Origin of the sequence: Azospirillum sp. TSH20 (assembly GCF_003115935.1) — a bacterium.
In the GTDB taxonomy this organism is placed as follows: Bacteria; Pseudomonadota; Alphaproteobacteria; order Azospirillales; family Azospirillaceae; genus Azospirillum.
The window spans coordinates 1-12,510 of the sequence record NZ_LGQU01000108.1 but is presented as its reverse complement, the minus strand read 5'-3'; the positions used below and the strand labels follow the sequence as shown (position 1 = coordinate 12,510).

General features: G+C 68.7%; 15 protein-coding genes. 2 read left to right on the top strand and 13 right to left on the bottom strand.

Annotated features, from left to right (window positions below; genetic code table 11):
• Positions 1-20: 20 nt before the first annotated feature.
• The gene (locus TSH20_RS25780) at positions 21-221 is read left to right on the top strand and encodes a hypothetical protein (RefSeq protein WP_244560865.1); all 201 of its coding nucleotides are present in this window, start codon (positions 21-23) and stop codon (positions 219-221) included.
• Between the two features lie 35 nt (positions 222-256).
• Here TSH20_RS25780 and TSH20_RS25775 read toward each other — a convergent pair whose 3' ends face one another.
• The 4 genes from TSH20_RS25775 to TSH20_RS25760 all read right to left on the bottom strand — a co-directional run bounded on the left by TSH20_RS25775 (position 257) and on the right by TSH20_RS25760 (position 3,607).
• Positions 257-1,333, bottom strand: a complete 1,077-nt coding sequence (locus tag TSH20_RS25775; RefSeq protein WP_109157035.1) for a hypothetical protein — start codon at positions 1,331-1,333, stop codon at positions 257-259.
• A gap of 159 nt (positions 1,334-1,492) precedes the next feature.
• Entirely contained in the window at positions 1,493-1,714 is a 222-nt protein-coding gene (locus TSH20_RS25770; RefSeq protein WP_109153517.1) for a DUF1150 family protein, read from the bottom strand.
• A gap of 130 nt (positions 1,715-1,844) precedes the next feature.
• Positions 1,845-2,321, bottom strand: coding sequence for an Hsp20 family protein (locus TSH20_RS25765; protein WP_042689584.1), 477 nt, complete (start codon positions 2,319-2,321; stop codon positions 1,845-1,847).
• A 143-nt stretch (positions 2,322-2,464) separates the two neighbouring features.
• Complete coding sequence (locus TSH20_RS25760) at positions 2,465-3,607, bottom strand: NAD(P)/FAD-dependent oxidoreductase (protein WP_109157036.1); 1,143 nt, start codon at positions 3,605-3,607, stop codon at positions 2,465-2,467.
• A 240-nt stretch (positions 3,608-3,847) separates the two neighbouring features.
• Here TSH20_RS25760 and rpsD point away from each other — a divergent pair, with 240 nt between their 5' ends.
• Complete coding sequence (rpsD, locus tag TSH20_RS25755) at positions 3,848-4,462, top strand: 30S ribosomal protein S4 (RefSeq protein ID WP_014248629.1); 615 nt, start codon at positions 3,848-3,850, stop codon at positions 4,460-4,462.
• A gap of 100 nt (positions 4,463-4,562) precedes the next feature.
• Here the strand turns inward: rpsD and TSH20_RS25750 are convergent, their stop codons facing one another.
• The 9 genes from TSH20_RS25750 to TSH20_RS25710 all read right to left on the bottom strand — a co-directional run.
• On the bottom strand, positions 4,563-5,780 hold the full coding sequence (locus TSH20_RS25750) for a fused response regulator/phosphatase (RefSeq protein WP_109157037.1): 1,218 nt from the start codon (positions 5,778-5,780) through the stop codon (positions 4,563-4,565).
• Positions 5,777-7,000, bottom strand: a complete 1,224-nt coding sequence (locus tag TSH20_RS36205) for a fused response regulator/phosphatase (protein ID WP_282183586.1) — start codon at positions 6,998-7,000, stop codon at positions 5,777-5,779. The genes TSH20_RS25750 and TSH20_RS36205 overlap by 4 nt, the downstream gene beginning before the upstream one ends.
• Before the next feature lie 35 nt (positions 7,001-7,035).
• A complete protein-coding gene (locus tag TSH20_RS25740) occupies positions 7,036-7,854 on the bottom strand; it encodes an ATP-binding protein (protein WP_247871507.1) in 819 nt (272 codons plus the stop codon).
• 5 nt (positions 7,855-7,859) lie between these two features.
• The gene (locus TSH20_RS25735) at positions 7,860-8,165 is read right to left on the bottom strand and encodes an STAS domain-containing protein (protein ID WP_109157040.1); all 306 of its coding nucleotides are present in this window, start codon (positions 8,163-8,165) and stop codon (positions 7,860-7,862) included.
• Between the two features lie 53 nt (positions 8,166-8,218).
• On the bottom strand, positions 8,219-9,355 hold the full coding sequence (locus TSH20_RS25730; protein ID WP_109157041.1) for a methyl-accepting chemotaxis protein: 1,137 nt from the start codon (positions 9,353-9,355) through the stop codon (positions 8,219-8,221).
• Between the two features lie 56 nt (positions 9,356-9,411).
• Entirely contained in the window at positions 9,412-10,473 is a 1,062-nt protein-coding gene (locus TSH20_RS25725) for a chemotaxis response regulator protein-glutamate methylesterase (RefSeq protein WP_109157042.1), read from the bottom strand.
• 3 nt (positions 10,474-10,476) lie between these two features.
• Positions 10,477-11,139, bottom strand: coding sequence for a chemotaxis protein (locus TSH20_RS25720; protein ID WP_109157043.1), 663 nt, complete (start codon positions 11,137-11,139; stop codon positions 10,477-10,479).
• A gap of 3 nt (positions 11,140-11,142) precedes the next feature.
• Complete coding sequence (locus TSH20_RS25715) at positions 11,143-12,066, bottom strand: protein-glutamate O-methyltransferase (protein WP_109157044.1); 924 nt, start codon at positions 12,064-12,066, stop codon at positions 11,143-11,145.
• A 19-nt stretch (positions 12,067-12,085) separates the two neighbouring features.
• A partial coding sequence (locus TSH20_RS25710; RefSeq protein ID WP_247874531.1) for a methyl-accepting chemotaxis protein occupies positions 12,086-12,510 on the bottom strand: 425 nt, incomplete at its 5' end.

Genomic DNA, 12,510 nt, shown 5'->3' with positions numbered 1-12,510 from the left:
ATGCTGAAAGCCCGTCTGCCATGGTCGACACCACAGCCTGTCCCTATTGCGGGTCCGATTACGGGCATGGTCCCGACGACTGCCCGCTGTGCCGCTCCGCCCGACGCAAGGACCTGATCGTGCGATGCGTCATCGGGCTGATGTTCCTGATCCCGATCCTGACGCTGTTCGCCACCATCCTGCTGGACAACGGCATGGGGAAGATGCTGTCGATGGATTGAAGGCTGGTGGGGATCGGGCGGAGAGCGGCCGGCGACTATAGGTGGCCGGTCCGCGCCGACTGTTCCAGCGCCTTGATGTGCGACAGGCCGGGCAGGATCTCCGACTTCACGAACTCCATGCGCCGGTTGGGGCCGCCGCCGCCGCGGGCGAAGCGGTGCTTCCACAGATTCATCTTCACCGCCAGACCGCACAGCACCCCGCCGATGGTGACGTGGTGGGACGAGATCAGTTCGCGGATCGACCGGAAGGTGTCGGCGTTGATGTCGCTCCAGAAGTCCTTCGATCGGTTGTCGAAGCTCTCGAACCGGCCGGTGATGGAGGTCGAGATGTCGGTCAGGTCGCGGGCGATGTCGTCGAGCATCCTGATCTGGCGGGGGTCGCGCTTGACCTCGGCGGAGCTGCGGATTTCGCCCATCCAGCCGACGAAGCGCTGCACCTCCGGCACGATCTCGTCCAGGCATTTGCGGAAATAGGCCAGCGACAGGAAGACGTCGCCGTATTCCTCGAGAAATTGCGGGATCTCGCCCAGGCCAATGTCCAGCCGGTCGGCCATCATGCGCAGGTTGCGCAGAGCCTCGTCCCGGTTGGGATTGGCGAACAGCTGGATGATGTCGGTCACGTCGGAGACCTGCAGCTCCTCCGTGCCATAGACATATTCCATCAGCGGCCGGGTGAAGACCCGCATGTAGTTGGTCAGCTCGGCCTTCTTGCGGTCGGACAGGGTCAGCGATTCGACATTGTTGACGTCGATGTTCAGCCGGCGCAGCTCGATCCGCGAGGAATAGACGTCAAAGCTGGAGGCGGCGCCGATCTTCTCCAGCTTCACCAGATCGCGTTCGACCTCGTCCTTGTAGGATTCGAAATAGGCGGGGATGTGACGGGGGGAGACTTGCCCGCTGCCGGTCTGGGCATCGCGGAACATCTCCACCACCGTCTGCAGCCGGACATTCTTGATCAGGCGCGCATGCTGAAGGCCGGGCGTTTCCAACGGGATCGCCGACAAGGGCAGGATGTGAAGGGAATCGCGCGCCTCGTCATCCCAGGCCCTGCGCTTTTCCGTATCGGGAGCGGACTTCGCATCCGCCGCCGTTTCGCTTGCCCCGCCGTCCAACCGACCGTCCCCCACTGCCTCTTCGCGTCTTGTCTCGGCGATTATCGCAGAGCGCACCTTACAACAGGAGTCAGGGCTGACAAGGATCGAGATGTGGCGGATTGCAGCGCAACCGGCCGGGGGCGCCCGCCGATGGCGGCGGCGCCCCGGCCGAACCGGTCAATGGACGCTGACCGGCTCCATGTCGTTCTGGATGATGGCGGCGAAGGCCAGCTCGCGGTCGGCCACCACGCTCAGCGGCGTGCCGTCGGCGGCGTGGATGGCGAAGGCGGCGGTTCCGTCCATCTCGACCGGGCGGACATAGGCCACGTCGCCCAGGCCGAAGCTGGCGAAATCCTGGGGCGACAGCTGGCGCAGCTGGGTGTGGGTATCGTTCATCATGATCGTGATCTCCCGGCGGCTCCCCGTCATGGGCGACCGCGCGTGCAGAGTGTCGGGGGTAGAGTGTCGGAGAACGGGGGTGAAGGCTGTGACCTGGATCAGACTTTCCAGCGATCGGGCTTTCCGGCGATCAGTCGTCCCGGCCATCGGCGGACACGTCGATGGTGCGGGGCATGGCGCCGCCGGCGGCCTTCTTCGGCTGCTCGATCTTGATGGTGCGGACCTTCGGTTCCGGCATCGGGCGGGTCAGGTCGATGTTGAGCAGCCCGTTGTCGAGCGAGCAGCCCACCACTTCGATCCCCTCGGCCAGCACGAAGCTGCGCTGGAACTGCCGCGCGGCGATGCCGCGGTGCAGGTAGACGCGCGACTTGTCGTCGGTCTGGCGGCCGCGGATGACCAGCTGGTTGTCCTCGATCTGGACCGACAGGTCATCGGAGGTGAAGCCGGCCACGGCAAGCGTGATGCGCAGGCCGTCGTCGCCGATCTGCTCGATGTTGTAGGGGGGATAGCCTTCGGCCGAATTCTTGGCGATCCGGTCGAGCGTCCGCTCGAACTGGTCGAAGCCAAGCAGCAGCGGGCTGTTGAAGAGCGAAAGGCGAGTCGTCACGACGCATCCTCCTCACGACGGGAGCGAGTTGCGGAAGATGGGCCCGTTTCCGGCGCCCGGCGGGTCGGCGGCCCAGCATCGGCCGGCGCCGCCATGCCTATAGATTGGGAGAGCCGAGGTCGCGGTCAAGAACCCTGTGAGCCTCAGGAATGGTTAAGAATCTCAGGCGCCTCGCCGAGTGCCACCGCCACCGCGTCGGCGATGGCCAGACAGGAGGTCAGGCCCGGCGATTCGATGCCGAACAGGTTGACCAGACCGTCCACCCCGTGGGTGTCCGGACCCTGGATCAGGAAGTCGGCCTGCGGTTGCCCCGGCCCGCTCAGCTTCGGCCGCACGCCGGAATAGGCCGGCACCAGCGCGCCGTCCGGCAGCCCCGGCCAATAGGCGCGCACCGCGCCATAGAAGGAGTCGGCGCGGGCGGGATCGACGGCGTAATCAACGCTGCCCTCCACATCGCCCAGCCACTCCACGTCGGGACCGAATCGGGCCTGTCCGGCGAGGTCCAGCGTCAGGTGCACGCCCAGCCCGCCTTCAACAGGCACCGGATAAACCAGCCGCGAGAAGGGCGAGCGGCCGGCGGCCAACGCATAGTAATTGCCCTTTGCCAGCACGCGCGGCGGCACATGGGCGGCATCCAGCCCCTCCAGCCCGCGCGCCACGCCCCAGGCGCCCAATCCGGCGGCATTGATCAGGGTGGAGCAGGCGATGCGCATCGGCTCCGCCCCACCGACCTCCAGTTCGAAGCCGGTGGCGGTTCGGTGCGAGCGCGTCAGCGGGCTCAGCAGCGCCAGCATCGCCCCGGCCTCCTCCGCGTCGCCCAGCAGGGCCAGCATCAGCCCGTGGCTGTCGATGATGCCGGTGGAGGGCGACAGCAGGGCGCCGACGGTGCGCAGGTTGGGCTCCCACGCCCGCGCGGTGGCGGCATCGATCTCGGTCAGGTCGGTGACGCCGTTCGCGGCGGCCTGGGCGCGGATCGCCGCCAGCTTGGGCAACTGGATCTCCTCCGTCGCGACGATCAGCTTGCCGACGCGGCGATGCTCGACGCCATGGGCGGCGCAATAGTCATAGAGCGCGTCGCGGCCGGGCACGCACAGCCGGGCGCGCAGGCTGCCGGTCGGATAATAGATGCCGGCATGGATGACCTCGGAGTTGCGCGAACTGGTGCCGGTGCCGATAGCGTCCGCTGCCTCCAGCACGATCACCTCGCGCCCGGCCTGCGCCAGCCGCCGCGCCACCGCCAGCCCGACCACGCCCGCGCCGACGATCACGCACTCCACCCGTTCCATCGCGCCTATTCCTGCCTGCCGAATCTTGTGCCGGGAAGGGGAGCGCAAAGAAGGGGCGTGCGCAAGAAGTTCCGGATATGCCGTCAGGCTTGACTCCGGCCCGCCAATGGGTATTGTGCGCGCCTTCACCTCCTGGGAAAGCGGGCGCGCGCAATCTTTGACGCCCCGTCCGCCGCCTGTAACAAGGCGGACGGAACTACCGGGACAACATCAACTCGTGTCCAACGAGGCCTGAGAGTTATGAGCAAGCGTCAAGAGTCCAAGTACAAGATTGACCGCCGCCTTGGCGTCAACCTGTGGGGCCGTGCCAAGAGCCCGCTGAACAAGCGCGAGTATGGCCCGGGCCAGCATGGCCAGCGCCGCAAGAAGCCGTCGGACTACGGTCTGCAGCTGATGGCCAAGCAGAAGCTGAAGGGCTACTACGGCAACATCGGCGAGAAGCAGTTCCGCCGCATCTATGCCGAGGCTGTCCGCCGCAAGGGCGACACCGGCGAGAACCTGGTCGGTCTGCTGGAGCGTCGTCTGGACGCGGTGGTCTACCGCATGAAGTTCGCGCCGACCCCGTTCGCCGCGCGCCAGCTGATCAACCACGGCCACATCCTGGTCAACGGCCGCCGCCTGAACATCGCGTCGGCCCGCATCAAGGACAACGACACCGTCGAGGTGCGCGCCAAGTCCAAGCAGATGGCGCTGATCCTGGAAGCCTCCGCTTCCGGCGAGCGTGACATCCCCGATTACCTGGAAGTCGACAGCAGCGCGCTGAAGGGCCGCTTCGTCCGCGCTCCGCTGCTGGCCGACGTTCCGTACCCGGTCCAGATGGAACCGAACCTGGTCATCGAGTTCTACTCGCGCTGATCGGTCGGCTCCCGCCGAACGCGAAAGGCCGCTCCCTCGGGAGCGGCCTTTTTGCTTTTCGGCCGGTATCTCGCCAATGCGGTCCCTCCCGCACGCGGTGTTATGTCCGCCGCGTCAGCAGAAGCGCCGTCAGGTCGTCGTCGATGGGGCCGGTCGCCTTCAGGTCGCCGAGCAAGCCGGACAGCAGGGCGGCGTCGTCCGGCTCCTGCAGACGGCGGGCGAAGAGGGTGGCGAGACCGTATTCGTCCAGAACCTCGTGGCTGTCCTCACCGCCGATCGGGATCTCGATGGCGGCGTCGGAATAGAGGAACAGGCGGGCGCCGGGCGGCATCGGCATCAGGCGGCTGTCGTAGCTGGCCGATGCCAGCAGGCCGAGCGGCAGGCCGCTGCCGTCGCCCAGCCGCGGCGCCTCATCGCCCGGATGCCACATCATCGGCGCCGTCGATCCGGCCGAGGCATAGTGGAACAGGCCGGCTGCCGGGTCGATCACGCCGGTCAGCATCGTCGCAAACTGGCCGCAGGGCAGCAGCCCGCACAGCCGGCGGTTGACGGCGGCCAGGAACTCCGCCGGGCTCAGTTCCGTGCTGCCGATCTGGCGACAGATGGCGTCCAGCCGGAAGGTGTTCAGCGCCGCCCCGACGCCATGGCCGGAGAAGTCGACCAGATAGATGGCCACCCGGCCGTCCGGCAGCCGATTGATTCCCCAGAAATCGCCGCCCAACTCGGACGAGGGGGCGAAATGGGTGTGGATGGCGATGCCGGTCGCCGCCTCCAGCTCCGCCAGGCGGTCGGGGCCCGGCAGCATCCGGGCCTGCATGGCACGGGCCAGTTCCAGCTCGGCTTCCGTGCGGCCGTGATACTGCTGCAGGTCGCGCAGCATGGTGCGCTTGCGCAGATGAATGCGGACGCGGGCCAGCAGTTCCACCGCGTTGATCGGCTTGGTAACATAGTCGGTCGCCCCGGCGGCGAAGGCGCGGGCGCGATCCTCCGCCCGGTTCAGGCTGGACTGCACCAGGACCGGCAGCGATTTCCAGCGCGGATCGGCGCGCAGGCGCCGGCACATCTCGAACCCGTCCATCTGCGGCATCATCAGGTCGAGCAGCACGAGGTCGGGCTTGAACCGCTCGATCCGGACCAGGGCGTCGTGCCCGTCCTCCGCCTGTTCGATCAGGGTGATGCCGCCGCGCTCCAGCAATGCCAGCAGCAGATGGCGGTTGATGCGGTTGTCGTCGACGACCAGCACACGGGCGCCGGCCAGCCCGTCGAAGGCATCGCGCGTCTCGACCGGCAGCAGGCCGGGTGGCGGCGAACCGGTCATGGCGCCGACTCCCGCTCGATCCACAGCAAGGTGTGGTCGTCGCCGCTGGCCCGGCCCAGGGCAAAGCCCAGCGAACGGACCACCGCGTCGAAACCCTCGCCTTCCGCCACCGCGCGGGCGATCATCCAGCCAAGCCCGATTCCGGTCCCGCCGGCGTCCAGCGCTTCCAGCACAGCGACGGAGTAGAGCGCCAGCACGCCGCCGCGCGGCAGTTCCATCATTTCGCTGCGATAGCGGGTGCCGGGGGCGATGCCGATCGGCAGGCCGGTGGCCAGGCCGAAATGCGGTCCGCCGTCACCATCCAGGATCATCGGCGGGGCGCCGTCGGCCGAGGCGTGGATGAAGCGGCCGGCCTTGCCGTCCACCACCCCATAGGTCATGGTCGCCTTTTCCCCCGCGGCCAGAAGCCCGGCGGCGCGGTCGTTCAGCGCGGTCAGCAGGCCGGCGGCGTCCTGGCCGTGAACGGGTCCAAGCTCCTGCAGAAGGGCATGCAGGCGGAAGGCGTTCAGCGCCGCCGAAACCCCGCGGCCGGCGACATTCAGCAGATAGACGCCGAAGCGCCCTCCGCCGAGCGGCAGAAGCCCCCACAAATCGCCGCCGAGATGGGGGGAGATCGCGCTGTGGGCCCGCAGGCGACAGCCGGCGGCGGCCACCACCGCGTCGCATTGCGCCGGGGTCGGCAGCAGGTGCTCGTGCATCGACCGGGCGATGGCCAGCTCCGCCTCCACCCGCGCCCGATAGGCCTGCAGACGGCGGATCAGCACCCGGTCTTCCAGATGGATGCGCACGCGGGCCAGCAACTCGGTGCGCTCCAGCGGCTTCGACACCAGATCGGTGGTGCCGGCAGCGAAGGCGCGGTTGCGGTCCTCGCCGGACGACAGCGCGGTCTGCACCAGGATCGGCAGGTCGGCGGTCTCCGGCATGGCGCGCAGGCGGCGGCAGACCTCGAACCCGTCCATTCCCGGCATCATGATGTCGAGGATCAGCAGGTCGGGGAGGGCGGCCTCGATCATCGCCAGGGCCTCCAGCCCGCTTGCGGCGAAGGAGACCCTGCGGAAGCCGGCCTCGGCGAGGAAGGCGCCGATCAGGGTGCGGTTGAAGGCGGTGTCGTCCACCACCAGGATCGGGCAATCGAGGATGGTGCAGTCGGGGTCCTGGTATTCGCAGGCGCGGCCGTCCGGTCGCTGCGGATTGGCAAGCCCGTCCGGCGGCGCCGACACGGCCGTGCAGCCGGGGCTATGCCATCCCACCGCGGTCACAGCCGGAACCTCAGGCGGATGCTGCGGCCGCCATTTGCGATCTCCAGCTCGTCCGCGATGTTGCCGATCAGGTCCAGACCGCGGCCGGAGGCGCCGGAACTGGTGCGCGGGCCGGGGGTGAAGCCTTCGCCTTCGTCGGTGACCTCCACCGTCGCCAGCGCGCGGTCATCTTCTGCCAGCCCATTTTCTGCAGGATCGATCCGCAACGCGATGACGATGCGGCGGGCGGCCAGGGTCGGGTCGGCCAGACGATCGCCCAGGTCGCGGGAAAAGCGTTCCAGTTCCTGCGCGCTCAGCTCCTTCATGCCGGCGACGCCCAGGTTGCCATGGACCAGCGCGTTGCTGACCGCCTCGTGCAGGGCCAGCTCCAGATCGTCGCGGCGGTCCCCGTCCAGCCGATGGCGCGCGTTCAGCGCGGCCAGCAGCCGCCCGCCGAGTTGGAGGTCATGGGCGGTCGCGGTGGTCAGGTTGAGGTAGAGGTCGTTGCCCGCCGCGTCGGCGAGCAGCGGGACCAGCCCGGCGGCATCGCTGCCGTCCGGCGGTTCGATCCAGGCGGCGACCGGGGGAAGCCACAGCTCGTCGGCATTTCTGCCGGGGTCCGCTCCGGTCAGCAGGACAGCCAGCGCCGCCGGCCCGGCGGGCTCCGCAACCGGGGCCAGACCCAGAGCCTGAGCCAGCCGGGCAAGCCGTTCGGCCGGCATCCCCGGAGCCGCGAGGCCGGCGAAGCGGGTGCGGCATCCGACCGTCCCGGTCGCGCCCCGGGCCGCGCTGTCGGCCGCGCTCTGGGCCATGCTCTGGGCCGTCCCGTCGCTCACCGGGATCAGTCCTCCATCGCAACGATCTTGGCGATCTGCGCCACGGTCAGCACCCGCTTCACCTGGCCGGCGGCGCCCCGCAGGACGAATTGCTTGGCGGCGCGGTCCATTTCCTCCCGCGCGATCAGCAGCATGCCGATGCCGGCGGAATCGACGAACTCCAGCGACGACAGGTCGAGCACCTGGCGCTTGAGCTTGTTCTGCCCCATTTCGCCGATCAGGGTCCGCAACTTTGCATGATCGTTGAAGGTCAGCCGGCCGCGCAGGCGGACGACCGCCTCCTGGTCGCGCACTTCTATGCCGTAATTCATAGGCCCGTCTTTCCGGAAAAGTGGTTCACTGTACAGGCGGCGGGCGCACCGCGCTAGAAGAGTTCAATATCACCGCCCGAGCCGCTTCCCCCTGCGGCATTGAGGTCGAGCACGCCGTTTTCGTCCAGCGCGGTGCCTTCCAGCAGCAGCTTGCGGACGAAGCGCTCGCGCATCTCGCTCAGCGTGAATCGACCCATCAGCTGGTTCAGCCATTCCTCAGGCTCCCGTGCGCCGATGCCGGCGGGTACCTGGGCGCGGATTTGGGTTTCCAGCTCTCCCAGCCCGGCGCCCATGATGGCGAGGCTGTCGTTGATCGCCTCGATCCGCTGCTTGGTCAGGTCTTGGAACTGCATGCCGGTGATGACATGGGCGATGGTGGCGGACATGTCGGACGACACCGAGGCGGCGGTTTCCAGCACCGACTGGAAATGGTTGGTCTGCGCCACCAGGCTGTCCATCGTCTTGTCGACGCGCTCCTTGGCCAGCATCTGGGGCGACATGTCGGTGTTGGCGATCTGGCGCAGGATGTCGTGGCCGTTGCGGACGCCCTTCACCACGGCGGTGACCTTGCTGCGCATGCGCTCGGCCAGCTCGCCGGTGGAGCGGGAGAGGTGGCGCACCTCCTGCGCCACCACGGCGAAGGTGCGCCCGGCCTCACCGGCGCGGCTGGCCTCGATGGTGGCGTTCAGCGCCAGGAAGTTGGTCTGGCGGTTGATGCCGTCGATGTCGCCGATCGACTTCTCCAGCTCGGCCACGTCCTTCTGCACGTCGTCCAGCAGATAGACCATGCTCATGGCGTGACGCGACAGGGTGACGATGTTGGTCACCATGTCGGTGATGACGTCCTGCATGCCGACGACCAGAGTGTCGAGCGGCACCCGTTCGCCGTCGATGTCGACCGACCCGGCCATGGCGACGATCTGGGCCACCCGTTCCGACTGTTCCAGCGCCTTCTGGGCCAGCTCGCGGAAGCGGTCCGACAGGTCGAGGGTGGAGGTCTCCACATGGTTCGAGGTCCGCGTCAGCTCGCCCTGCACGACGTCCAGCGTGCGGCGCTGCACATCGGCGAAACCGAGCCATGTCGACAGCAGCTCCGCAGTGACCGCGACCTTGGCGTTTCCGCCTTGGGCTCCGTCCTGGAAACTGTCCGGCGTCGCGGGCACGGCATCGGGGGAAGCGGGGGTAAACATACTGGTGCTCCTTAGAAACTCTGCCCGGGGAAACTCTGCCCGGATGCCCGGTCGGATCAGGCGGTACGGGGGCGCTCGCCGACGGCGTCGAAGGCGCGCAGCATTTCGGCGGGAATTTGGGTAAGCGGCAGTTCGACGGCGACCGCGCCGGCCTCCTTGGCCGCCCGCGGCATGCCATAGACGACGCAGCTCGATTCCTGCTCGCCGATGGTGAAGGCGCAGGCCTCATGCATCGCCTTCATGCCGATGGCGCCGTCGCGGCCCATGCCGGACAGGATGACGCCGACCGCATTGCCGCCGGCCGCCTTGGCGACCGAGGCGAACAGCACGTCGACCGACGGGCGGTGGCCGCTGACCGCAGGCGTGTCCTGGATGTGGCAGACGAAGCCGGTGGCGTCGCGGACGATGGCGAGATGGCGGTCGCCGGGGGCGATCAGCACCAGCCCCTGGGCCGGCCGGTCGCCATGGACGGCCACCCGGACGGTGGGCGCTGACAGCCGGTCGAGCCGGGCCGCGAAGCTGGGCACGTAGCTCGGCCCCATATGCTGGGTGATGACGATGGGCGGGCAATCGGCCGGCATGGCGGCCAGCACGTCGCGGATGCGCTCCACCCCGCCGGTCGAGGCGCCGATGGCGATCAGCCGTTTTCCCGACCCGGCGCGGCGCGGCGTCGGCAGCACGCCATGCACGGCGGCCGGGCGGCGCATGGTCAGGCGCGCGGTGGCGGCGACACGGATCTTGGAGACCAGCTCCATCGCCGTCGCCTCGAACCCGTGCCCGTCGGAGCCGCCGGGCTTGGCGACGCAGTCCACCGCCCCCAGCTCCAGCGCGCGGATGGCGGCGTCGGAGCCTTCGCGGGTCAGGGAGGAGACCATGATGACCGGCGTCGGCCGCAGGGTCATGATCTTCTCCAGGAAGGACAGGCCGTCCATCTTCGGCATCTCGACGTCCAGGGTGATGACGTCGGGGTTGGTGGCCTTGATGACCTCGCGCGCCTCGAAGGGGTCGCGGGCGACGCCGGCGACCTCCATCCCCGCCTCCCGGCTCAGGATATCCTTCAGCATTTCGCGCATCAGGGCGCTGTCGTCGACGATGACGACACGGATCGGTCTGGGCATCGGTCAGCTCCCTCCCGGATCGGCGGGCGCGAACAGTTCGACCTCGCCTTCCTCGGGGCTCTGGCTCAGGTGGGTGATGAAGCGCCGTTCGCGGGTGACGGTGTCGGCCGCCGCCTCCGGCCGCAGCAGGCGCCGCAGCGCCCGGCCGCTGTGGGGGAAGTAATGCAGCCGCCGGGCGGAGCCGCCGCCCAGGTCCTGGCCTGCCAGCATCAGCCCCTCCGCCCGCACGTAATCCAGGGCGAAACGGCTGTTCAGCCCGCCGATGTCGTAGCTCGACTCGATGACCCGGCCACCGCCGAACAGCTTGACCTGCAGGCGCCGGCGTTCGGCGCCCGCCGCCAGCAGCGCGTTGATCAGCCGCTCCATCGCCACCGAGCCATAGCGCGCGGCGACGCCGGCCCCCTCCAGCTCGATCTCCGGCAGGTCGGGCAGCATGAAATGGTTCATGCCGCCGATGCGGCGCACCGGGTCGTGAATGCAGGCCGCCACGCAGGACCCCAGCGTCGTCGCGATCATCAGGTCGGGCCGGTCGCTGACCGCCTGCTGGCCCAGCGCGATCTTGACGGTGTCGACCTTGAATTCCTGGTTGAAGTAGCGCCCGCTGCCGAGGCGCCGGTGCGTCGCGGACCGGTTGGATCCGGATCGGGGAAGGGGGACGGCGTTCATCGCTCAGTCCCTCCGGTAGATCGTCGGACCGGCCTGGCGGAACAGGTTCGACACGCCATACAGGCTCTCCGAGTGGCCGAGGAACAGATACCCGCCGGGGCGGAGCATCCGGGCGAAGTTTTCTATCACCTGCATCCGGCCGCGACGGTCGAAATAGATCAGCACGTTGCGGCAAAAGATCGCGTCGAAGGGGCCGGACATCGGCCAATGTTCCAGCAGGTTCAGCGGCTTGACGGTGACGAGGCGTTTCAGCTCCTCGCCCATCGCCACCGCCGGCTCGCCGTCCAGCTTCACGTCCTGGGTGAAGCGCTGGCGGACCTGTGGCGGGATGCCGGTGGCGCCCGACAGCGGATAGATGCCGCGCCGGGCGGTGTCCACCATGTGGGTGTCGATGTCGGTGGCGAGGATGCGGGCGTCCCAGCGGCGCAGATCGGCGCCCATGGTCGAGACCAGAACCATCGCCATGGTGTAGGGCTCCGGCCCCGACGAACAGCCGGCCGACCACAGCCGCAGGCGCGGTTTCGACTGTTGGACGTTCAGCTCCCGCACCTCCGGCAGGACGGTGGAGGCGAGGAAGTCGAAATGGTGCGATTCGCGGTAGAAGCTGGTCAGGTTGGTGGTCAGCGCATTGACCAGGAAGCCGATCTCGTCCGCCACCTCGTCGCTCTGCAGCAGGGCGCAATAGGCGTCGAAGTCGGGCAGGCGCAACTCGCGCAGGCGCCGCGCCAGGCGGGCATAGACCATCTCGGCCTTGTGCGGGGCCAGCGCGATGCCGGCCAGCTGATAGAGCAGCCCGGCGATCAGGTCGAAATGATGCCGCTCGAACCGGAACTCGCGCGCACCGCCGAACACCGCGGCCGGCGAGGCGGCGAGGGAGCGCCGCGGCGTCGCGGGTTCGGTCGATAAGGCGGGCGAGCGGTCGGTCATCGCGGCACCGGTGGCGTCCTCAGGCAGACTGGCGGGAGGCGGACTGGCGGTCCAGGGTGAAGAAGGTCATCTGGTGGCGCAGCTGGTCGGCCTGTTCCTCCAGCGAGCGGGCGGCGGCGGTGCTTTCCTCCACCAGGGCGGCGTTCTTCTGGGTCATCTCGTCCATCTGGGCGATGGCGATGTTGACCTCGTCCAGGCCGGACGCCTGCTCGGCGGTCGCCCGCGCGATCTCCGACACCAGATCGGCGACCCGGCCGATGCCCGACACGATCTCGGTCAGGGAGCTGCCGGCGGAGCGCACGAGATCGACGCCGTCGCGCACCTGCCCGCCGCTGTCCATGATCAGCGCCTTGATCTCCTTCGACGCCTGGGCGGAGCGCTGGGCGAGCTGCCGCACCTCCTGCGCCACCACGGCGAAGCCGCGCCCGGCGTCGCCGGCCCGCG